Annotated in this window: 17 protein-coding genes; 6 read left to right on the plus strand and 11 right to left on the minus strand. The window is 46.9% G+C overall.

The features are described from left to right. Positions 1 to 6 precede the first annotated feature (6 nt). Positions 7 to 942 carry a manganese-dependent inorganic pyrophosphatase gene (locus tag ACQW03_RS09470; RefSeq protein ID WP_441949433.1) on the minus strand — a complete coding sequence of 312 codons (936 nt, stop codon included), beginning with the start codon at positions 940 to 942 and terminating at the stop codon, positions 7 to 9. A 363-nt stretch (positions 943 to 1,305) separates the two neighbouring features. On the opposite strand from ACQW03_RS09470, the gene ACQW03_RS09475 reads away from it, so the two are divergent. Next, positions 1,306 to 5,598: a S8 family serine peptidase gene (locus ACQW03_RS09475; protein WP_441949435.1), complete on the plus strand. Its 4,293-nt coding sequence runs from the start codon at positions 1,306 to 1,308 to the stop codon at positions 5,596 to 5,598. Between the two features lie 83 nt (positions 5,599 to 5,681). On the opposite strand, the gene ACQW03_RS09480 is transcribed toward ACQW03_RS09475, so the two are convergent. Beyond that, positions 5,682 to 7,172: a sensor histidine kinase gene (locus ACQW03_RS09480; RefSeq protein WP_220030611.1), complete on the minus strand. Its 1,491-nt coding sequence runs from the start codon at positions 7,170 to 7,172 to the stop codon at positions 5,682 to 5,684. Then, positions 7,169 to 7,855, minus strand: a complete 687-nt coding sequence (locus ACQW03_RS09485; protein ID WP_441949438.1) for a response regulator transcription factor — start codon at positions 7,853 to 7,855, stop codon at positions 7,169 to 7,171. Before ACQW03_RS09485 ends, ACQW03_RS09480 begins: the two co-directional genes overlap by 4 nt. Before the next feature lie 287 nt (positions 7,856 to 8,142). Here ACQW03_RS09485 and ACQW03_RS09490 point away from each other — a divergent pair, with 287 nt between their 5' ends. The 5 genes from ACQW03_RS09490 (at position 8,143) to ACQW03_RS09510 (ending at position 13,882) form a co-directional block, all read left to right on the plus strand. Next, entirely contained in the window at positions 8,143 to 10,497 is a 2,355-nt protein-coding gene (locus ACQW03_RS09490; RefSeq protein ID WP_441949440.1) for a glycosyltransferase family 39 protein, read from the plus strand. A gap of 17 nt (positions 10,498 to 10,514) precedes the next feature. Beyond that, positions 10,515 to 11,606, plus strand: coding sequence for a glycosyltransferase family 2 protein (locus ACQW03_RS09495; protein WP_071639214.1), 1,092 nt, complete (start codon positions 10,515 to 10,517; stop codon positions 11,604 to 11,606). A gap of 3 nt (positions 11,607 to 11,609) precedes the next feature. After that, on the plus strand, positions 11,610 to 12,032 hold the full coding sequence (locus ACQW03_RS09500) for a GtrA family protein (protein WP_441949443.1): 423 nt from the start codon (positions 11,610 to 11,612) through the stop codon (positions 12,030 to 12,032). Then, positions 12,029 to 12,910: a UTP--glucose-1-phosphate uridylyltransferase GalU gene (gene galU / locus ACQW03_RS09505; RefSeq protein WP_071559450.1), complete on the plus strand. Its 882-nt coding sequence runs from the start codon at positions 12,029 to 12,031 to the stop codon at positions 12,908 to 12,910. Before ACQW03_RS09500 ends, galU begins: the two co-directional genes overlap by 4 nt. 144 nt (positions 12,911 to 13,054) lie before the next feature. Further along, entirely contained in the window at positions 13,055 to 13,882 is an 828-nt protein-coding gene (locus ACQW03_RS09510; RefSeq protein ID WP_441949445.1) for a class I SAM-dependent methyltransferase, read from the plus strand. A 167-nt stretch (positions 13,883 to 14,049) separates the two neighbouring features. Here ACQW03_RS09510 and ACQW03_RS09515 read toward each other — a convergent pair whose 3' ends face one another. The 8 genes from ACQW03_RS09515 to ACQW03_RS09550 all read right to left on the minus strand — a co-directional run bounded on the left by ACQW03_RS09515 (position 14,050) and on the right by ACQW03_RS09550 (position 24,074). After that, positions 14,050 to 14,796 carry a glycerophosphodiester phosphodiesterase gene (locus ACQW03_RS09515; protein WP_069080765.1) on the minus strand — a complete coding sequence of 249 codons (747 nt, stop codon included), beginning with the start codon at positions 14,794 to 14,796 and terminating at the stop codon, positions 14,050 to 14,052. A gap of 88 nt (positions 14,797 to 14,884) precedes the next feature. Further along, on the minus strand, positions 14,885 to 15,946 hold the full coding sequence (locus ACQW03_RS09520; RefSeq protein WP_441949448.1) for a hypothetical protein: 1,062 nt from the start codon (positions 15,944 to 15,946) through the stop codon (positions 14,885 to 14,887). Positions 15,947 to 15,970: 24 nt separating this feature from the next. Continuing rightward, positions 15,971 to 17,866, minus strand: a complete 1,896-nt coding sequence (locus ACQW03_RS09525; RefSeq protein ID WP_071639206.1) for an HSP90 family protein — start codon at positions 17,864 to 17,866, stop codon at positions 15,971 to 15,973. Between the two features lie 420 nt (positions 17,867 to 18,286). After that, positions 18,287 to 19,801, minus strand: a complete 1,515-nt coding sequence (arfA, locus tag ACQW03_RS09530) for an arabinosylfuranosidase ArfA (RefSeq protein ID WP_025723872.1) — start codon at positions 19,799 to 19,801, stop codon at positions 18,287 to 18,289. A 216-nt stretch (positions 19,802 to 20,017) separates the two neighbouring features. Next, on the minus strand, positions 20,018 to 21,604 hold the full coding sequence (locus ACQW03_RS09535) for a S8 family serine peptidase (protein WP_441949451.1): 1,587 nt from the start codon (positions 21,602 to 21,604) through the stop codon (positions 20,018 to 20,020). A 150-nt stretch (positions 21,605 to 21,754) separates the two neighbouring features. Further along, positions 21,755 to 22,537 (minus strand): muscle M-line assembly protein unc-89 Uncoordinated protein 89, encoded by a 783-nt coding sequence (locus tag ACQW03_RS09540; RefSeq protein ID WP_076293867.1) that lies wholly within the window; start codon positions 22,535 to 22,537, stop codon positions 21,755 to 21,757. Positions 22,538 to 22,660: 123 nt separating this feature from the next. After that, positions 22,661 to 22,936, minus strand: coding sequence for a peptide maturation system acyl carrier-related protein (locus tag ACQW03_RS09545; RefSeq protein WP_076293866.1), 276 nt, complete (start codon positions 22,934 to 22,936; stop codon positions 22,661 to 22,663). Positions 22,937 to 22,949: 13 nt separating this feature from the next. Then, on the minus strand, positions 22,950 to 24,074 hold the full coding sequence (locus tag ACQW03_RS09550; RefSeq protein WP_441949454.1) for a TIGR04066 family peptide maturation system protein: 1,125 nt from the start codon (positions 24,072 to 24,074) through the stop codon (positions 22,950 to 22,952).

Raw genomic sequence — 24,074 nt, forward strand, 5'->3', positions numbered from 1 at the left:
TTATCCTTACAAACTGTTAAAAGCGTCAGTCAATACAGGCACAATTTGCGATTTTCGCGATACAACGCCTTTTAGAACAGCCTTGTTGTCATCCAACTGTACATTATAGGCTTTCTCAACCGCTTGTGCTTGGCTTCCCAGGGCAATACCAATGGAATCACTGTTCACAATGTCTGTTACAACGAACAGGAACAGATCGAGATTTTTGGCCTCAATGGTTTGGGATAATGCAACTTCTAGGTCAGCTTGACGCGATAGCACATCGTTGACGTCTACTGCGTTCACTTGAGCAATTTCCACTTTGCGACCATTCATCTGAAATTCTTTGGCATCCAGACTTACTAACTGTTCAATGGTGTGACCACTCAAATCGGCCCCCGCTTTAAGCAAGTCAAATCCGTAACGATCTGCATCCACACCAGCAATTTCAGCCAGTTCACGAGCAGCAGCTACGTCTTGATCCGTGCAGGTTGGGGATTTGAACAACAGGGAATCGGAAATAATCGCGGACAGCATTAGACCTGCGATTTCTTTCGGAATCGCTACACCATTTTCCTTGTAGAGCTTGTTCAAAATGGTGGCTGTGCAACCCACTGGCTCAGCGCGGAAGTATAACGGCTGGCTTGTTTCAAAGTTAGCGATCCGGTGATGGTCGATGACTTCAGTTACACGTACTTTGTCAATATCAGCGACGCTTTGCTGGCGCTCATTATGATCGACCAAAATGACATTGTCCGTTTCAGCAGCAACCTGCTCAACTAGACGCGGCGCGCTCACTTTGAAATAATCCAGTGCATACTGCGTTTCCCCGTTCACCTCGCCCAGACGAACCGGCTCTACGTCCGCGCCCAGTTTGGTTTTTAAGTCTGCATAAGCAATAGCTGAGCAAATGGTATCCGTATCCGGATTTTTATGCCCGAAAATCAATGTTTTTGCCAACATAATCGACTCCTTTGCCTTAGGCATTTTACATGATTGTGAAACCTCAACAATTCCAATGCAGATTATATCATTAAATCTCGCATTCTCCCATTCCCCTTCGATTGTTTTTCAAAAATAATCTAGTAAATTCATAACATTTCCATGGAATCTATATGTGATGTTGCCCTTATTTTTTCTAAAAATATAAAAAACATATAGTAATATATCCCACCAATATGGTAAGATATGCCTCAAAACTGGCAAGTTAGTCACCAGTGGTCAATTCTATTATTTTAGATATTAAGGGAGGCGTGAGAACAACGGCAGTGGCTTCAAATCCTAGTATGTAGACATATCATATTTTGATTGAAAAGAGGGAAATCTTTGAAAAAGCCGATCATTTTGCAAAAAATACCTGTCGTATCACTCGCTCTTGCCTTGACGGTAAGCTTGTCTCTGCCGTCTGTCAGTTCTGCTGCTACCGCAGATCTGCAAATCAACTCATTTTTGGAAGCTCAGCAAGCATTGACTCTTGAGGCGACTCCGGCCTTCATTTCGCCAGAGCTAAGCACAGATTCTTCCCGCCAGGTCAGAGTTATCGTACAGCTTGATGGTGAGCCCCTAGCCGTGGACAAATATGCGGCACGTTCAGGCGTACAAGCTTTCACAGCTCAATCTGAGCAAAAAGCGGAATCCGCGATTGCCACCGAGCAAACTACGTTCGTGGACCAAGCCGCTGAGCATGGCATTTCTCTTCAGGTGAATTACCAGTACAACACGGTGCTTAACGGCTTGGAGGTCACACTACCAGCCAATAAGATTCCAGAACTGGCTAAACTGCCAGGTGTAAAATCCATTCATGAAAACAAAACGTATTATTCCATCCCCGTACAGGACCCGCCAACACTTACAGCCAGTGAAGCCACTTATGATAACGCACCGCTGGACCAGATTGGTGTTCCTGAAGCCTGGGCCAAAGGACTGAATGGCGAGGGAATCAAGGTCGGGGTTATTGATACCGGTATCGATTATGAGCATCCGGATTTGAAAGAAGCCTATAAAGGCGGATATGACTCTTTTGAACAAGACAACGACCCTTACGAGGAACCGTTCCTTGAAAAAGAAAATGACCCATACGGCACAGGTTTTAGCGGAACGACACATGGTACTCACGTCTCCGGCACGATTGCCGGTAAAGCCGCAAATAAATCCTCGGATATTGTGCAAAAGGGTATTGCCTATAAATCGGACTTATACGTGTATAAAGTGCTTGGACGCAATACCAAGACAGGTCGCTCCTCCGGTTCCTCCGCACAGGTCATTGATGGCATTGAACGCGCTGTCAAAGATGGTATGAACGTCATTAACCTGTCGCTGGGCTCGGATTCCGAAAAGGACCCGAACTCCCCAGATTCCATTGCTATTAATAATGCTGTACTTTCCGGCGTAGTCGCGGTCATAGCGAATGGTAATGCGGCACAGGAAGGCCCCTATTTTTATTCCATGGGTTCTCCCGCAACATCACAGCTGGCGATTTCCGTCGGTGCAGCTACTTCGCCGAGCAAAAGCTTCTCGGGTACAGCTTCGGTCACCCGTGACACCTATTGGGAGGCTAACGGTGAATTGAAAAAGACCGTAACTAATGATGCTTATGCACATTATGATTTTAATTTGATGGGCTGGGAGACAGGCAGAGAAGACTTTGCCTCCATTTTGGGAACTGCCCCTTATGAGCTCGTATATGCGAATCTGGGACAACCTGATGATTTTGAAGGGAAAGACGTAGCAGGAAAAATCGTCCTCGTTTCACGCGGCAACTTGGCATTCGTGGATAAAATCGCAAATGCGAAAAAAAACGGTGCGAAGGCTGTTATCGTTTTTAATGGGAATACGAAAGCGGGCGACATCACCAAAGCTGATTTAGGGGAAAGTATTTCAGGTCGCGATGACTACGTAAATTCCAATTTGGGTGACAGCTTTGACTTTATTCCCACCTTTGACATGAAAGGTAAGGAAGGTCGTGCGCTGGCTAAACAAATCGTAGACAACGCGGGAGAGAAGTTCTCCGTTTCCTTTGGAGCAGATTATATTCGTACAGATAATGCAGGCAATACGATGGCCGGATTTAGCTCCCGCGGACCGAACGGAGATGAACTGCTTAGCATCAAACCAGACGTGAGCGCACCGGGGGTTGGCATTTTGTCAACCTACCCTGCCTTCGCCAAGTTCTATCCAGATGCATCTTATGAGCAAGCTTACAGTCGTAGCAACGGTACAAGTATGGCATCTCCGCATGTGGCTGGACTTGCTGTGCTGCTGAAGCAGCAGCATCCAAACTGGACACCGTTTGATATCCGTGCTGCTCTGGCAAACACTTCGGTTACACTCTTCGATGAGGATAAAATCCAATATGATGTGTATTCCCAAGGTGCAGGCCTAGTAAACATCGCTAATGCGATTCAGACTCCCGCCCTGCTGGAAACTGTTGAAAAGATAACGATTCTCGACAAGAACTTTAATCGGCAGGAGGTTGTGAATTACAATCCTTCCGCCAGCTTCGGGGTGTTACGACCTGGTAGTGATGCGAAGCAGATTCAGCTTCAACTCAAAAACCTGTCCACTAACTCTGTACAGTATGAGGCGAGCTATATTTTACATGATATTGTAACCTCAGATCCCAAGAAGCCAATCGCCACGCCAGATGTAAGCAACCTTTCCGTTCAGTTGCAAGGTGTCGGCGCGAATGGAGCAATCTCGGCAGAACCGGGTAAATCGCAACCGTTCTTCCTGTCTGTACAACCAAATTCGGGCGCAGCCACAGGTGTATATGAAGGGGAAGTTATTCTGAAAAGCGCAGGACTGCCAACGCTTCATCTGCCGTTCGTCGTTCATGTCGGCAAAGAAAATCCTACAACTGGCTTCGGCTTGCAGGACTTGAGTGTCACCAACCCGATTATTTATCCGAGTCGTACAGGTGCTCAGCGCTCAACAGATTTGGCATTCCGCCTGACTACGGATAAAACGAACCTGATCGCGCTCTATGTGTACGGCGTAGATGACAAGTTAATCGGTCTGATCGATGGAATTACGACCTCCAAGGAACAAGGTGACAATGCACGCCTCAAACAAGGCGTCTACTCCTTTAAGGGCATTGACGGAAGTTACGCCGAATTAGATGACAATGGAAAATCTGTTCTGGATGCTAACGGTCAGCCCGTGATTCAGCATTTGAAGGACGGAGTATACAAGCTGGAAGTCAGCGCTCCGGAGTTGAATGCAAAAGGCGAAGTCGAGAGCACTACTAAAGGTCCTAAACTCTTCACCGCCACTAAAGCTATCCGTGTGGATAATAGCGCCGCATCCAGCGGTAGTGTTGGAGGCGGAGGTGGTGGAGGTGGCGGCAGAAGCAATACTACACCTTCTGCTGCAACGAACACATCCACTCCTGTTTCTACATCTGCACCTTCACTTCAAAGCGTTGTGAAACAAGGGCAGGCTGTTAAAACTGTCACTACAGCCGTTGCATTGAACAATAATGTACAGTCGCTGACAGTAACCGATGCAGATTTGCAGGCTACCGTGACAGCAGCAGGTTCCAGCCCGACAGCTATTGTACTGTCGGCTACTAGCCAAGCAGGCCAAACGACGAAAGCATCGCTCACTTCCACACAACTGGTAACGCTGGGCAAGGCTGCATCAGGAAGCAGCTTGATTGTAAGCAATACAGGCTCTTCTCTGGCTTTGCCAGTATCCGCTCTGAAAAATGTTCCTGCTGGTGCAGGCATTGAAGTGATAATCAGCAGCCAGACAGAGGCGAGTGGCACTTTTACAAGTAAGCTGAAAGGCTCCAATGTGATCGGCACCCCAGTAGGATTTGAAGCTAATGTTGTCACTGGTGGCAAGAGTCAATCGCTCAAAGTTGCTCCAGGACAGTTCATTAGCAGATCCTTTACCGTACCTGGTCAAATTGATTCCAATACAGCTGGTGTACTCTATATGGCAAACGGAAATGTCTATCCCGTTCCATCCGTCTTCACCAAGCAGGCAGATGGATCTACCGTCGTCAAGGTAAGCCGTCCGGGCTTCTCGACGTATGCAGCGGCGACACGTCCCGTTAGCTTTGAAGATATTTCATCGTCGTATGCCCAATCCGAAATTCAATCGCTAGCGAACAAGTTGCTGATCAACGGCACGACCGACACGACTTTCTCACCGAAGAAGAACGTGACGCGTGCAGAATTTGCAGCCCTGATAACCCGAGCACTCGGCCTGACACCAGGTACTGCTGCACCATTCAGTGATATTCCGGCAGGTAGCTGGTACTCCGGCGATGTAGCAGCCGCTTATGAAGCTGGATTGATTACGGGTCGCAACAGCGACAAGTTTGATCCGAACGCTAATATCAGTCGTCAAGAAATTGCTGTCGTGCTGGGTAAAGCTGTAGATCTGCTTCAAATCAAAGCAGCAGTCGATGGCCCTGCACGTACACCGTACCATGATGCTTCATCCTTTGTAGGCTATGCCAAGGACAGTATTGAAAAAGTAAGTGCAGCAGGTATCATCAACGGAGAAGCGATTAAAGGCTCCTCCTACTTCCAGCCGAATGCACCTACAACCCGTGAGGCATCTGCCAAGGTGCTGCATGTGCTTTTACAGAAAGCTTCGCTGATTAACTAACAATAGAAAAGCCTCCCGAGCCGTGTTATAACCAAAGCTGCGGTTCGGGGGGCTATTTTTATGTTACGCCATAATCTTAAATACTATACTGTTCCCGCTAAAGGTAACGTTACTTTGAATACACTTCCCGTTCCTGGTGTACTTTCGGCTGTAATGTTCCCGCCGTGTGCTTCTACGATAGACTGTGTAATGGCCAGACCAAGGCCCGCCCCGCCTGAGCTACGTGTACGCGATTCATCTCCACGATAAAAACGCTCAAATATCCGCTCCAGCTGTTCTTTACTCATGCCTGGTCCGTTATCACGAATTTGGATATCCACCAACTTCTTACCTGCAGACAGGTTTACCTGGATCACACCTCTTTCCATATCGGTATGCTGAACAGCATTGTGAAACAGGTTGAGCACTACCTGCTTGATTTTATCCCCCTCTGCCAATACCCGTATACCTGCCGTCATATCAAAAACCACTTTACGTGTACCTGCCAGCATAAGGAGCTGCGGTTTCATTTCCAGCAGCAACGCATCTAGTGATATGTCTTCCAGCTTCAACTCCGGTGTTCGATCCAGTTTAGCCAACAATAGTAAATCAGAGACAAGTTTATTCATCCGCTTGGATTCACCATACATACTTTCTAGTGCCGACTGAAGCTGCTTCGGATTAGATGCTGCCCCACGAAGCAGCACTTCCAAGAAGCCGTGAATAGACGTGAGCGGGGTGCGCAGTTCATGGGAGGCATCCGCAATAAATCGTCTCATCTGCATCTGCAATTCCCGTTCGGCAGCAAAAGAATGCTCCAGCCGTTCCAGCATCCCGTTAAATGAAACCGCCAACCGATCCACTTCATACTGACCCTGCTCGGCGTCAAAACGCTCGTCCAGATTCCCGGCATCAATACGTTTGACCGCCTCAACCATCCTCGAAAGGGGCACCAACGTACGGCGCAGCACAGGAAGCATGAGGGCCAGACCAATCGCAAGCGCAATCAGAGACAATAAAATAAAGGTACGGAGCTGATTAATCAGCTGCTCTTGCATGGAAGTCGTGGATACGCCCATTTGAAGCATACCTGACGAACGGTCAGGCGGACCAAGCGGACGGAACACAACCAGTTGCTCATTCCCTTGAGCATCCGTGATCAATTGATAGCCATGACGCATGCGCTTGCTCTGCTGCATCGCTTGATACTGCTCAGTGGTGAGACGCGGTGGGTTAAGTCCGTTTTCACTGGACAAGCTTCGGAAGGTTCCATCTATGCCTATAGCTGCGAGCGACATATCCGGCCAAAACAGGAACGGCCCCGGTCGATTATCCCTTCGATTGTTTCCTCCCTGGGGAGTAACACCCTCACTCTGCTCTTGCGAGTCCCTAATCAATAAATCAGCAGGAATGGAGTTTAACTGCGTTCCCATAGCATCTGCACGACTCCGATACAGAAAGTCTTTCATCAGAAAATATTGTAGAAAACCAATCAATACGAGCAGCAAAGCCAAAATGAGTAACGTTCTGGCCAAAAGCTGGGACCGGAGAGATCGAAGTGCATATTTTCTCCGACTTTTCCCGCCCGCCTTCATAGCAAATCCACCCGGTAGCCCACACCGCGCAGCGTACGAATGACCCGATGCTCCTTGTCTTTGAGTTTTTCACGTAAGGAGCGAATGTACACCTCAACAATATTATCCTCGCCCCCAAAATCGTACCCCCATACCCGGTCCAGAATACGACTTTTACTCAGCACAATCCCGTGATTAAGCACCAGAAACTTCAATAGTTCATATTCGGTAGGCGACAGCTCCAGCACCTGACTCTGATAACGAATTTCCTTCCGTCGATCATCCACTTGAAAGGGGCCGTGAACCACTTCCCCCAGCAGATCGGGGAACTGATTGCGCAAGCGCGCTTCAATGCGAGCCAGCAGCTCATTAAAACTGAAGGGCTTTACGACATAATCATCCGCGCCGAGTTTTAATCCCTTTACCCGATCGTCTACGTCATCCTTGGCGGTCAGCATAATGACCGCGATGTTATCCTCCGTCTCCTTGAGACTTTGGCACACCTCAAAACCGTTCATTTCCGGCATCATCACATCCAGCACCGCTACATGCGGACGAAACTCTTTTGCCAAATCGAGCGCTTTACTCCCGTTCTCGGCGGTTCTGACTTCATATCCTTCATTAATCAGTCCAAGCTCTAAAAATTGCAAAATATGAGGCTCATCATCTGCCAGCATAATTTTAACTCCGTGTATTGGATTCATTATTAATCTTCCCTTTCATGTTGCCGCATTTTTCTCATAAAAAAGTCAGTTCATTTTTCACCTGTATCTAATATACCTGAATCCTGTCGTAAAAAAAGCACCCCTGCTCAGCTTTCAGCTAACGTTCAGGGAGCGCTCAGAACCCATTAAGGTACGTATGGCATGATAATAGCAAGCCGGTAGTTCACCGGGCCAAGATCAGAAGCGACTGGTCATTCCGCAGTCCTGAAGATAGCGGCAGAACAACGGAATAAATACAAAGAATTTTCACAGGGAGTGGAATGAACATGATTAAGAAATGGTTTAAGACCAGGGCGGACATCCCTCTGATCATCATTATGCTGATATCCGCATTTTTGAACGGATACAACATCTGGCAAGACAAATATGTAAACACCTACTATACGACGGCCGTAGCAAGCATGCTACAGAGCTTTCACAACTTCTTTTTTGCCTCACTTGATTCTGCCGGATCGGTAACGGTAGACAAACCGCCTGTGGTGTTCTGGATTCAGACACTGAGCGCCTATATATTCGGACTTCACGGATGGAGCGTTATCTTGCCACAGGCGCTGGCTCAGGTCGGATCGGTCTTGCTCGTTTACTTACTCGTCAAACCGAGCTTCGGTACGATGGCCGCACGATTGGCCGCCTTCGCCATGGCAACGACACCGATAGCCGTAGCAGTTAGCCGTACGAATAATATCGACGCTATGTTGGTTTTCACACTGTTGCTCGCAACATGGCTATTGTTCAGAGGCATTAGAAATAGCAAAACCGGGCTGATCCTTGCTGCTTTCGCAGTCGTAGGCATCGCCTTTAACGAAAAAATGTTGCAAGCCTATATGATCGTTCCCGCACTGGGTCTGTTCTATCTGATGGCTTCCAAGTTTAACTGGAAGCGAAAAGCAGTAACACTGGTAGGATCAGCAGTTGTCCTTCTGATCGTATCGCTCTCCTGGGCAGTCGTAGTGGACTCCACTCCGGCAGATGAACGCCCTTATATGGGGAGTAGCGGTACCAACTCTGTGCTGAATTTAGCCTTTGGTTATAACGGCCTGTCCCGTCTGACAGGAGATCAGGGTACAGGTGGCAATCGTGGCGGCGAACGTACGGATCGGAACAATAACGCTATAACGAATAGCAGCAATACAAACACAGATCAAACTCAGAGGACTACAACATCGGACAGCACTACCACTACAGATGACTCTGGTGCCAACGACATGGCAGTAGGCGGATTCGGTGCAGGTGGTCAAATGCCACCGGGTGGATTTGGCGGCAACGGACAAGGTGGTCCTGGAGAAGGGCAAGGTGGTCAGGGGGGGCCAGGCGGTGGACCAGGAGGAAATTCCGGTGGCGGCATGTTCGGCACTGGCGAAAAAGGACCTTTGCGGTTGTTCCAATCTTCCCTGTCAGGTCAAGCCAGCTGGCTGCTTCCATTTGCATTAATTGCTTCCATCGGCCTGCTTGCAAGCATTCGACGTCGTAATATCACACAAAAACACAAAGAGGTCATCTTCTGGCTGGCCTGGTTGATTCCCGTAGCTGCATTTTTCAGCGTAGCAGGATTCTTTCATCATTATTACCTGATTATGCTCGCGCCACCAATTGCAGCGCTCTTTGGAGCAGGATTCGTAGAATTGTGGAAGCAGTATCGTGAGCGTTCCAACTGGCTCTCCTGGCTGTTACCCGCAGCAGTTTTGGCAACCTCGGTATTTAGCTGGTTTGTTTTGCAAAATTACAACGATACGATTGGCAGCGGCTGGTCCATCGCGGTATTGATCCTAGGGATCATCGGCACAGTGCTGCTGATAGTAGCACGAATGAAATCTGAGAAGTTCACAAGATTCGCCATCATTGCAAGTGTACTTGCTATGTTTATCGGTCCTGCATACTGGGCATTGACACCGATCATCTACGGGGGGAACAGCATGATTCCACAAGCCGGACCCACTCAATTTGGTGGTGGTGGCGGAATGCCAGGCGACAATGATCGCAATAGAGGTCAGAGCGCCAATGGACAACAAGCCGAAGGAACTCCAACTCCAACGAATAACCAGACCAATAATGCAGAGAACTCCAGTCCTGATGGAAGTACTTCAAGCACACAAACAAGTATAGACACGGAACAAAAATCTTCTATCCGTTCCAGAGGAATGGGAGGACCCAACGGTAGCCAAAGTTTAGATCAAAAAACGTTGAGCTACTTGCAAAAAAATAACACAGGTGAAACCTACCTTTTTGCAGCAAGTAATTATTCAACGGCTGCTCCTTACCTGGTCGAGGCCGGACAAAAAGTAATTATTATGAACGGTTTTGTATCTTCCGATCCAGTCTATACCGTCGATAAAATCAAGGCGCTGGTCGAAAGCGGCCAAGTGAAGTACTTCATGATTTCTGGTGGAGGCGGCGGACCGGACGGCGGTAACTCTGAAGTCACTGCATGGATCAAAGAACACGGCAAAGTGATCCCTACAGATGAATGGAAAACAACAACAGGCGAAACAAATACAGACGTTAAAGCAACCGAGAGCGGAAGCGACACCACGAACAGCAATGCGAACGCCCAGGATGGTCAAGGTGGACCTGGCGGAGACGAACGTGGCGGAAGCGGTACTTTATACGAAATCACATTATAAATGAGGAGGAACTACGAATGAGTGAACCCATCCGTTATTCCATAGTTATTCCGATGTACAACGAGGAAGCCGTTATTACGGAAACCTACCGGAGGCTGAAACAAGTTATGGGCTCGATGGGGGAGCCCTACGAGCTGATCTTCGTAAATGATGGAAGTTCGGACCGCAGCGTCCAATTGATCAAGGAATTCAGTCTCAGAGATGACACCATTGTATTGATTGATTTCTCTCGCAATTTTGGTCATCAGCTAGCGATTACCGCCGGGATGGATTATGCGGTTGGGGAGGCGGTCGTCGTCATTGACGCCGACCTCCAGGACCCGCCGGAACTGATTGTTGAGATGGCTAACAAGTGGAAGGAAGGCTATGAAGTGGTCTACGCCAAACGACTCAAACGCAATGGCGAGACTCGCTTCAAGAAATGGTCTGCCAGCCTCTTCTACCGTGTACTTAAAGCATCAACGGATATTAATATCCCGGTCGACACCGGAGACTTCCGCCTAATGGATCGCAAGGTCATAGAAGAATTGAAACGGCTGCCGGAAAATAACCGATTCGTTCGTGGACTGGTCAGCTGGATCGGTTTCAAACAAACTGCTGTAGAATATGAGCGCGACGAGCGGCTCGCAGGCGAAACCAAGTATCCGTTGAAACGAATGATCAAGCTCAGTCTGGACGGGATCACATCCTTTTCGATTAAACCGCTCAAACTGGCAGGGTATATCGGTGCACTTCTATCCATGTCCGGCTTCCTGTATCTGATGTACGTACTGTTTCTCAACTTTTTCACCGACTCCTATGTGATGAAGGGCTGGTCGTCTATGATTAGCATCAGCCTAATCTTCGACGGGGTGATCCTGATCATTCTCGGTATTATGGGTGAATATGTTGGACGCATTTATGACGAAACCAAAGCACGTCCGCTTTACATTGTCCGTGAGCATCTGGGTGGACAATACGAAAACGGTCCGACGCATGCTATGAAAGTCCCTGAACCCCGTGACTCCCTGTACATGCAAGGAGCCCGTGAGAGCCTGATTTCGACAGGACGCACAGTGCGCGGCAACAGTGCAATATATACCGGACCCAAATCCGGTCATGGAGCCTAACCCATGAAAAGTCGCATAGCCCAGCTGCTTCCTATGATCCGATTTGGCATCGTAGGTCTGGTGAATACAGGTGTAGATTATATCATTTTTATGCTGCTGGCTTGGGGCGGAGTACCGGTCATTGTAGCGCAGATCATTTCGTACAGCTGCGGCACAGCCAACAGTTATATTTTGAACAGCAAATGGACATTCAACAAACAACTATTAAACGACACAAACAAGCGTCAATTACCCAAATTCATCATCATCAACCTCATCGTATTAGGGATAACCTCCTTATTACTGCAAGTGCTTCATACTGGAACCGAGTTGCCACTTGCTTTAGGCAAGCTGATCGCGACCGCAGCCGGAATGATCATCAATTATATCGGGAGCCGATACTGGGTATTCGGTTCCCCATCCCGAAAGGAAAGTGAGTTTCTATGAGAAAAATTACAAAAGCTGTTATTCCAGCCGCCGGATTAGGAACCCGTTTTCTACCAGCTACGAAAGCTTTACCGAAAGAGATGCTTCCAATCGTAGACAAGCCGGCTATTCAATATATCGTAGAAGAAGCCATCAAGTCCGGAATTGAGAGCATCATTATCGTAACGGGGCGTAATAAAAAAGCCATCGAGGATCATTTTGACAAGTCTGTGGAGTTGGAGCAGGTACTGGAGAGCAAAGGTAAATATGATCTCCTACGTGAAGTTCAAAGCATCGGGGGTAAAGCAGTCATTCACTATATCCGTCAAAAAGAACCCCTCGGCTTGGGACACGCGGTAAGCTGCGCTCGTCAGTTCATTGGCGATGAGCCCTTTGCCGTGTTGCTGGGCGATGATATTATGAATTCCTCCATCCCGGCGATTCGTCAAATGATGGATGTTTACGAAGCGACTGGCAAGCAAGTAGTCGGCGTGCGCACAGTGGAAGAACAAGATGTGAGTAAATACGGTATTATTGACTCCACTCACCAGAACGGTCTCATTCACGAAGTCGGCGGACTTGTTGAAAAACCATCTCCGGCAGATGCCCCTTCGCGGCAGGCAGTCATTGGTCGGTATGTATTGGAGCCTTCCATTTTCTCCATATTGGAAAACCTGTCCACTGGAGCGGGCGGTGAATACCAATTGACGGATGCTCTTCATCAAGTAGCATTGCAGAACCAACTGCTCGCATTAGAACTGGAAGGCACACGTTATGATATTGGAGATAAAGCTGGATATCTGGAAGCCGTGCTCCACATGGGTATGCAACGCGAAGATTTGCGTCCAATGCTTGACTCCATGATGCGCGAGTGGGCGCTTGCTTCAATGATAAAATAGGGGGATTTCCTCCCTCCGAAATCCGACGGGTGCTGTGAAATCACGAGAGTAGATGGATGAACATGTAAAATTGTACAATATAGGAGTACAGCAGCATTTGAGTCTACACGGCCGCCCGGTCGATACTAAGGAGGAAAAGGACCTATGATACCTGAAGGAAATCTGCAAAGTAATGTGGATCGTTTCAACGGTTTTGCCGACAACTACGATCAGCACCGCCCAGAAGCACCGTCACTCGTCGTGGAAATCATCAGCCGCTATCTGGAGCGAAACGTAGAGCTAGTTGCCGATATTGGCTGCGGTACAGGACTTTCAACTTTCATATGGGAAAACGCTGCTCGGCAAATCGTCGGTATCGAGCCTAACCCGGACATGAGAGGAAAAGCGCAGCACAAGCTGGAGACAGCAGGAACGACAATGGCAGGAACCATTTCCTTCAAAAGCGGGTTCTCCAACAACCTGCCCTTTGAGGACGGAACTGTAGACGTCATCACCTGCTCTCAATCCTTTCACTGGATGGACCCCGAGAGCACGCTTCAGGAAGCGGGCAGGGTCTTGGCTCAGGGCGGCGTGTTCGCGGCCTTTGACTGTGACTGGCCTCCGGTGCTGCAATGGCAGATAGAGCAAGCTTATACAGAGCTTATCACCAAAGCGGATACCCTTTTGGAACAGGAAACCCCAGTAGAGCAACAAGCTCATAAATGGAGCAAGGATCAGCATTTAGCTAATCTGCACCGCAGCGGACAATTCCGATATGCCCGGGAAATTGTCTTCCATAACCGTGAGCAGTGTGACGCAGCTCGTTATACAGGGCTCGCTCTCAGCCAAGGGGGTATTCAAAGTCTCTTCAAACTTGGCAATCGAGCGCTTGACATCGATATAGCCCGCTTCGTGAAGCTGGTAGAGAATCATTTTAAGGGCAGAACACTAGACATCCTGTTCAGCTATCGTATGCGGCTCGGCATCAAGTAGAAATAAATCAAGGTCATCGTGGATGATACGCTCTTCGGCTTAGGGCAAAAAAAGACTCTCCCTCGCCTCGTAAAAACGAGTGCGTACAGGAGAGCCTTTTTGCTTCAATAAATAGCCACAGTCATATCCTTGCAACCCCTTAGTCACAGTTCCGATGTGTCTTCGACTTAGGAAGAGCGAACAGCCAATAAGTGCGCCAACCGATCAGGATAGTCCGTGATGATGCCGTTCACCCCGGCCTCCAGCAGACGCTTCATTTCTTCTGGCTCATTCACCGTCCATGGGTGGTAGACGACGCCTAATGCCAAAGCCTCTGATACAGCTTCTGGCGTAACAACTTGTTTGTAGGCATGAAGTGCTGTTACCCCGAATTGGGTTGCATACTCGGATGGACGAACCATAATTTCGATATACAGCGCCCCCGTCTTGATTTCAGGAGCAAGCTGCGCACAGAGCGCCAGTGATTCGTGATTGAAGCTGGATATGATTACCCTCTGTTCCAACCCAAAACGCTTCACGGCAGCAATGACCTCTTCCTCCATACCCGGATAGAGATAAATGCTGTTTTTCAACTCTAAATTAATAATTGTATTCGAGGACTGGGCTAGTTCCAGTAGCTCATCCAGCATCGGGACCCGCTCACCTCGGAATTTCTCATCAAACCAACCGCCCGCATCCAGTTTATTTAATTCCTCAAGCGTAATATCCCTTACATCCAGTGAGCAACCTGTCGTACGCTCCAGCGACTCATCGTGAATCAGCACCAGATGCCCATCTTGGGTACGCTGCACATCCGTTTCTATACCTGTTGCTCCCAGTTCCAAGGCGTGGCGGAATGCCGCCATCGTATTCTCAGGACATACACCTGAAGCTCCGCGGTGTGCGAAATTAATCACCTTTTCGGTTACAGTCACAACATAACCCCTCCTGTCATTTCACAGGAACATTATACCTGCTCATTGTTTGGGCTGTATAAAATATTCGTCACAGCTACCACTTCTTCTATGCCGTTTGAACAATTTTCCCGAGCCAATCGGAATAAAACGTATTCCCGTTCCGTCGATCAAAATCAGCCGCCGCTGACTCTGCCAGTGGCCTAAAATACGCAATGATTTCGGTCAATGTGTGATCCTCTTTACCCCATTCCAAAGAAGCCGGCAACCGGATAAATCGTTTTTCTCCCGAAGTATCCAACTTTTGTAGCAGACTCACCATCGTCGCGTAAAAATACATCTGCTCCAGCCCGCTCTCATAGTCTAGCGCCATATGTAGATGACGCTCTACTACTTCGATTCCTTGAACCGGATCAGCAATCGCCAAATATTCGATATGCTCCGCTATCGTTTTCAGAAAGTCGCGGTCATCCCGAATTAGGCGGTATCCTTTGCGATGATTGTCCTTTGCCTGATCAACCTCGCCTTGGCGATAAAGCGGCAATAGCACCTGCGAGAGCGTCACATGTGGTACTTCTGCACATTTCATGCGACCCGACAAAATCGGTTTTGCCACGGCAAGCGCCTGCTCGTCTTCTCCAGTCAAGTAATAGAACCGTACCATCTGGCTCTGCTCGCAGGCTTCACAATCACTCATACTGTCCGACTCAATCAAGCGGAAGGTGTCCAGATACCGCCGTGCTTCATCCAGTTCACCCATGTCCATCGCGATGCGGAACTTATAATAGTAATATGGACGCTCATTATACCCGTATTCGGCATAACGTCTGCGCATATCCTCCACCAGATCTTCTATTTGAGTCTTCGATATATTGGAAAAGCTGCACACCTTCCCGAGTATCCATTTGTAATTCCACAACAACTCAAACGGATCGTACTCCTCTGGATTTTGATCAAATTGGCCCAACTGCCACGAAAAAGCAATCAGCGACTTCAATGGATATCCGTTAAAAATAGCGCAGTCTACAATCTCTCCCCGGATTTCATAAGCGAGTGCCTTCAATCCGGAAGTGTCTGCCAAGCGGACTGCTTCTTCCAGAAGCGCCAGCTTTGCCGCCCCTCCTGGCAGATCCTGCGCCTGCTCCATCAAATCATATATCGTATCTTCCATTTGGATCCCCCTATAATTACGCAATTACGAATTTTGTCCGTTCCCTAATCCCCAATTGATAAAATGCAGTACACTCCGATTCATCAGTCCCAACTCACTGCGGTTCATCGGGTAGTGCCCCATCATAAGCGCATTCACATACATCATTTCTGTAGCAGCCGCGACCATCTGCGTATCGGTAGCTTCAAGAATTCGCGCCACCACTGGGTTGTTCAGATTAAAGTATAAGGTGGAATAACCCGAATTCTGCTGGACTCCTGCTTTCAGACTATCAAGCACATTGGAAAAAAGTGAGGTTGTCTCCTCAACCGTGTTTTCCATGGAGCGCAAGGTCAGTGCATCCTGAGAAATGGTATACAACACTGGCAAACTCGCAGGCTCAAAACGCTTCAACTCAGCGCGGCAACGCATCGGCTGCAAAGCAGCATCCATGACACGTAGCACACCGTAATAATTCTCGCGCTCTTCCTGTGTTAGCCCGGTAAATGAAAGAGATACTTCCTCAGGGCTAAGACGCTCTGTTTGCAGGTTAGAGTCAATCCAAGGCAGCTTTTCCAAAATGTCTGAATCATAAATATAGCCGCCATTGATCACCAACATGGATTGCGCCGCCGCCACATGCGTAATCTGACGATACTCATCTACTGTCGATGTGTAATGCAACGGACGTCCGTCCGCCTCTCGGATCAGTTCTTTCAGCTCACGCCGCCCAAACGTACTTTCGAAGGAAAACCAACGGTACATTATCCGCAAAAATTCATCATCCTCCACGGCGAGCGCCTTCATGGACAGCTCATGCAAACGAATCCAGTGCTGCAAGCGGTCTGGCTCATACTGCGCCATGCGTAGCAGTTCTTCCCGAATACAGGTCCCCAGTTCAGAACGAACATCGTCAAGTTGCTCATTTTCATAAAAATACTCACGTGATGCTGTTGGTTGCAATTCATCTGTCCAAATCAGGCTTTTAATGAAGAATGCCCATTCTGGCAAAACATTTTCCGCCTTGTCCGACACCAGCATATGCTTCAGGTACACCCGATGTAGCCGCTTGCTGTTCAGATTAACACTGCGAGGCAAAATGAATGCAATCCCGCCTGTTCTGCCTGATGCCGTCCGCAACGGTATAAAATCACTGAAGCGCTCACCCATCAGGCGATAGCCTAAATCCAGCACCTCACTACGGCGACTACGCAATTGTTCTGGGTCCTGCATCCAGCTCGTCGATGGAAGATTGACGCGCTTGGTCTCCCCGTCTACAGACAGCATGACCGGGTACGGCAGCAACGCCCCATAATAGATTAAAGACTCCTCTACGTGCGCTGGCTCATAATAAAACTCACTTCCCGGCTTGCAGCGCAAATAAATTTGCGTCCCTACAGGCAGCTCGGTCTCCAAGCGACGAATCGTATACGTCCCATCCGGCTTCCCTCTCCATTCCATGGAGATGCCCTCCTTCACCGAGCGGGTCAACACTACAATTTCATCGCTCACCATAAAGCAGGATAGTAACCCAATCCCAAAGCGTCCGATAAACGAAGTCTCAGAAGCCAGCAAATCGGCTCCCTTCTTGGAAGACTGACCGATAATCGACAAAAAACGGTGAATATCTTCTTCTGACAATCCAATGCCGTTATCCTGAATCATCAATACCTGATGCTCCCCAGAACCAGATAACTCCACGATGACTTTACCTTCATAGTCGTTACTCTCAGAAGCTGTATCTCCAAGGGCCTTGTCTTCTTTCAATACTTTACTTTCAGCAGCAACCTTCCGCAGCTCCTTGCGAGCCGTGATCGCATCTGTTGCATTTTGCAAAACCTCACGTATAAACACTCGTGGACTGCTATATAAATGATTGGCCAAAATATCAATCATACCGCCCAAGTTCACTTGAAAACGATATTGGTCTGTCTGACTCATACAGATCATTCCTTTCTCGAAATGCTACAACCATCATCTGGTTTTAAATAGACTGTCTTTTAAAGTATAACGTGGATTTAAGTCGGATTGCACACCCTGCATTTCAGATATCAATACGTTGACAACGATATAACAGGGTCTTTTTTCACCTGGGAAGTCTGGCACTGGGTCTAATTAACTTCATAAAAATGTAGAGAGTATGAGCAATTAGTGAATAAGGATCATCTTTGTTTAGTTAAATTTAGTAATAAACATAATATTTATTTAAAATCCACTCTTCTCTTAGAACCCTATATCTATGGAGGGACAAATGGCTCATTTTACGCAAAAAGCTCGCATTGCCGCTCTTGTAATACTCTTACAAGAGAGAATGCGAGCTTATTTAGATACAGTCGAAGCTCTACCTTTTACAGAAGAGAATTAATGAGACTTAGCGAGACGGATAACGTTCCACGATGCTTTGCCCAAATGAGCTTTTACAATTCCGTCTTCAAGCTTGGCGTTGCCGCCGTTGTGAGGAGTAACTTTTTCACCGGCTGGACTGTTGGTCGCTTTAAGATCATCATGCTCCAATACAGTATGCTCGACAATGCGGTAGCCTTCAAAACTGCGTACATCTACTGTCAACTCCAGCGATTCAGACAAATGACGGTTCACTGCAAAGACAGTCAGTGCGTCTCCCTCTTCATCATAAACTACAGCGCTGTCCAGATAAGGGATGTCTGTGAAGTCCTTGGAATCATATTTTTCCGAATCCACGACAGGCATCAGCGATACCCCACGACCATAACGGGAGGCATGCAGATACGGATAGAAAATCGTTTGTTTCCACGCCTTTCCGTTATTCTCGGTCATGATTGGCGCAATAACGTTGACCAGTTGGGCAAGGCAAGCCATTTTCACACGATCCGCGTGGCGCAGGAACGTAATCAACATGCTGCCTACCAACAATGCATCCTCAAAGTTATAGATGTCCTCAAGCTGCGGTGGTGCCACAGACCATGGATCAATTTTTTTGTCCGCATCATTGGAGTGGTACCATACGTTCCATTCGTCAAAGCTGAGCATCATTTTTTTCTTGCTGCGTTTCTTTGCTTTGATATAGTCACAAGTCGAAATGACCGTATGAATAAAATGATCCATATCCATAGAACGTGCCAGATAATTAGCCGTATCATTGTCATGATTGCCGTAGTATTGGTGCAAGGAAATATAGTCCGCTACTTCATAGGTATGATCCAGCGTGGTTGCTTCCCATTCTGGGAACGTCGGCATTGTGGAACTGGAGCTTCCACAGGATACAAGCTCAATGTCAGGATCAATCAGCTTCATGGCTTTTGCAGATTCAACAGCCAGACGGCCATATTCTTCTGCTGTCTTGTGACCAATTTGCCATGGGCCATCCATCTCGTTACCAAGACACCAGGTTTTAATCTTATGTGGTTGCTCTACACCGTGACTACGACGTAGATCACTCCAATAGGAGCCACCTGTGTGGTTGCAATATTCCACCAGATTACGCGCAGCATCAATTCCGCGCGTACCCAGATTAACCGCCATCATGACTTCGGAACCTACATCCTTGGCCCACTTGAAAAATTCATTCGTACCCACTTCGTTCGGCTCGACCGTTCTCCACGCCAGCTCCAACTGTCTAGGTCTGGACGCCACAGGGCCGACACCGTCCTCCCAATTGTAACCGGATACAAAGTTACCTCCCGGATAGCGTATAATTGGAACATCAAGCTGTTTTACCAACTCTTTAACATCATTTCGGAAACCGCTTTCATCACTAGTTGAATGAGTAGGCTCGTAAATGCCGCCATATACGGCACGCCCGAGATGCTCTACAAAAGAGCCATAAATGCGTTTATCGACTTCAGCAATACGAAAAGATTTGTCTACAATCATCTTTGCTTTTACAGCTGCTGCCACCTAAACCATCCTCTCTGAATGCGAAAATAAAATCCGTTGTACCACCAAGACTAAGAAGCCGTTTTATTTACGGTTTTAATATAACACACCATATTTATTATAGTCAACATTATTATTAAATACTTAATATTTTTATTAACATTAATGATAAACGATAAGCAATTGGTTACGTACTTCAAAATATTTCGTTTTATAAACAAACTTATTGAGTGAATATCAGTCTACCAACAGTTGTTCTAAATATGTATAAATACCTGCTATATCGCCCACGTTTAAATTCGAGAGGACCCATTCTTTCAAATAGCCCTGCTCTGTCCGTATAGATATATAAATGCGTTCAGTTTCCGCTTTCAACAGTAAAGAAAGCTCAATATCAACGTCTAATAAAACTCGTTCTTTGGTGCAATGCGTAATATTCGTAGCCTCTACACACAAAATAGCAATATCCGTATAAGCGTTATATGCCATTGTACCCGCATTATATAACAATTCCTGTAATCCATTGCTTGCATCCGAAGGGAGCGTATACTCCATATCATGCAACACTGCCGAGGACTGGTCCACCGCGATCCAGCTTTGGTATCCATCCCGGGCAAATTCCCCTCTCAACTCATGCAAAAAATAAATAATGTCAATGCCCTTGTCATAATAAATACAAATAAGCGGAATGCGAGAATCCTCTATTGCGATAGACTCCTCCTGCGACATAAAGAGCCCCCCCTCTTGCTGCCACCAGCGCAAATAACAAGATGAGAAATTCAGTGCGGGGATGTATCGTTGATTTTTAGAGATATAGACGACATGTTTTCCATAACGTGAAGCCAATTGCTCCACTTCCTGCAAACTCACTGGCTCCATTTCCCCTAGCAAGACAATCGTATCTGTAAGGTCGTATACCCGTTGTCCACCTTCGAGCGCTGTGTCCTGTTGTTCTCGCTCCTGCAGGATGGCTTGTTCGAAGATCGCAGCAATTTTGTCGCCAGAGAGTTGAGCTTTCCATTGGGTCTGAAAATAATAGGGTGCTTTCGAGCTAATTGCACAATCCTCTATAAACACATAGGCGCGCCGTATCCAATCCGGATGTCCGTAACGCATTACGGGGATTATGGTATCCTGTACCGGAAGATAACTATACTTATGTAAAATATGTTTTAGCTGTTCTATGGAAGGAACTGACTTGGACTGCTGCAAAACTTTACATATGTGTGCTGTAATCAATGGAGTGGCATAGCTATTGCTGTTGGAACATTGTACAGCCTCTCCAGCTGCACCTACCAGTTCATGCTTGGCAAAAGCGGTAAAATCAATACCACTTGAGAATGCTTTCTCAGCATCATATGTATATTGTCCTGCTGTGAGTATACCGCTATGATCGCAGCGCACACCAATCACATTGGCAAAGGAAGCCGGATAAGTAAGAAGTCCTCCGTTTTGTGCTGCACATACCATAATTAATCCCGCCATAGCTGCATTATTTACAGCTTCCCGCAGTATGCCTCGATCTCGATAATTTATACTTCCCAGGCTGATATTGGCTACCTGTACACCATGCTTTACACACCAATCCAGCGCAGCACAAAGCTGAGCTGCATTTCCTTTTCTATGGTTCATTGTTTTTACACTGCTGATGATCGCATCTGGAAAATACGTTTGTACAATAGCTGCACATAGCGTACCGTGATTTAAGGTGCGTCCATCTTCTACGTCTCCATTAGCTATTTCGACGTTATATAATAATTGGGTGTTTAAAAAGCCAGCATTAACCCCGTCGTCAATAATGGCTACATGGATCTTGCCATTCATTTTTTCTCCCCCTGTCTCTTCGGATTGTGAAATGAATCTCACGGCTCTGTTCCGTTCCATATTAGAGTAAGCGGAGGGTGCCTCTGCGAACGATAGCGTTCGTCTGAAAGCACCCTCCTAATTTAGCGAACCATGTACATGATAGCCGGATCAGACTGCAATATTTACCTTCGTGCCTGCAGTCTTCGCCCCGTCTTTAGCCGAGTCCAGATAGGCATTGAGCTCTTGTTCAGTCCACACCCTATCTGCCTCTGCATTCGACTCCTGCTCATCCTTAGGTTCAACCCGATCTGTAACCATCGGTTCGTTATTCACTGCTTCGCTGATACGCTCATTAATATTCGCAGCGATTTCCATGATCTTTCCATTAAGTCCCTCTGCCTTTTCACGCAAAGCCGCTGATTTTGCAGGGTTAGCGTTTTCCCATCCCTTAGCCTCGCTTCCCAACGTGATTTGTGCCGTTTTGGCTATTTTGGCACTCTTCAACTCATTGTTTGCAGATACAATACTATGCATTGTATAGGTGATCAATCTTTGCTGCTGCTCCTCAGCAGTCTTAGGCGTATATTCTTCCTTTTTGCCTTTCTGAGCTTCTTTTTTACTTTCCTCATCCATGCCTAAAGCCTTTTTTTGCTCTTCCAGTGACTGCTTTTGAATGTTCTCGTCAATTTGCTGAATCTGCTTATCTATCTCTTCCATTTCAGCTTTTACAGCTTCCGGACCGAGACCACGCTTGAGAGCATTACTTAAATAGTCCGAACGCCTCTCCATCAAACTTTGCTTTTGCTCTGTCAATTGTTCAATAACCTTGTTTTGTGGCTTGCCTATACTCTTCCTTTCAGCCTGAGCGGAAAGGGGGTGCCGTAGTTCAAGTCGGTTGTGATCTGCGGTGCGGAACGGCGATTGGTGAGATGATGTAAATGATACATTCATCCTAAAACCTCCAATTCTCTTTTAAATGAGGATTTTTCCAAAATCCTGAAATAAGTGATTCTAGAGGTTTATCGGATTTTTTTGTATGTTTTTGTATGTTTTATCATCATTTTCACAAATCCTTCATTCCTTTTCCACACTTAAGCAGTCCTTTATCGTCTCATACAAGCTGTTATATGTAAGCAACCCCCCTCCCACTATACGCTCTTCTGGAATTAGGATAGCAAAGCTTTTTTCCACTTCAAATAATAGATATACCAGATCTCTGGGGAACAACCCCATATCAGGACCCAGTAATGTAGCCTCTTTATTTATCTCACCCGCTTTTATTTTAAAAAGCTTCCAAAATATATTTTCCAGTTTCATTCCTGTTCCCGTTACATCCTGAGTAAAGTTCATGTTCTTCCCTCCATTACAACTGAACTACGTGATGATCAACCGAAAAATAATGTAAAATATCCTTCGTCAGCCTATTCATATCTTCATCGTTGGACAGATGGAGTACAGGCACGGAATAATTGGAAAACTCCTGCTTTTTCTCTTCCACGAAACGATGATCAACAGATGCATATTGCATATTGACTGTGGAAGAAGAGTAACTGTCGAATACATTGTTACATATGGCATATCCTAATAATGAAGAGGAAAAACGGTTTTCCATGTACTGTTTCACATGCTCCAAATATTTTATATTGTATTCATCATAGTGAAGACAACAGATCAGGCCATCCGGCCTAACAGCGCGGGATACCAAAAATGAGGTTACTCCAAAATAATTCGTGAACGTATTGTTAAAGGGAACAATCCCACCTGGAATGCCCACGAGTATTAGATCAGGCTTTTCGCTCTGCTCTATTTTTTTCAAATACCGATTAAACATGATAATCTTCTGGGTCTCCGTCATACCGCTCTCAAACATAAACTGTGGAAAAGAATGTGCACCAATCAGCTCCCCGCATCCATTAGATGTGATTTGCGACACCCGATATCCTTGTGCTTCAAGCTTCTGCCGAAGGTTAAGCTGCAAATTAAGCTTATGCGTTCGCTCGTTCAGCCCTAATACAAACAGAACCGGTGTAAAAAAATCATGAATAACAGAGCCCGCGTCAGGCGGTAAAATATCTTTCGTGCGTACATCAAATGTATTTTTTAAAATCAGCTTGTCATCTTTCTCCTCACAGGGTTCGATGAATTCCATACATGAGTCTGGCAAAGTGAAATTACACATGACTTTTTTGCCAAGTTGTCCAGCCTTCTTGATCACGGGAAGATACACCTCAGCTACATCCAGCTTGAAATTGGATTTCACCAGTAATATAGCATCACAACGCTCCATTTCTTGCTCCAAACAAGACTCCGGCTTCACTATGAAGCCTGTCGCTTCCCCCTTGTCCGTTACACAGGCATCTTTCCCGATCAACCCCGACCCTTGAAAAGAGATAAGTACAACTTCCTCATAACTTCCTAATAGATTTAAGTTCCTAACCAGGGCTATCGTTTCATAATCAAACGGAAAAATGATTAATTTATTGGTCAT

Source organism: Paenibacillus sp. DRB1-1 (genome assembly GCF_052119485.1).
Classification (GTDB): domain Bacteria; phylum Bacillota; class Bacilli; order Paenibacillales; family Paenibacillaceae; genus Paenibacillus; species Paenibacillus polymyxa_B.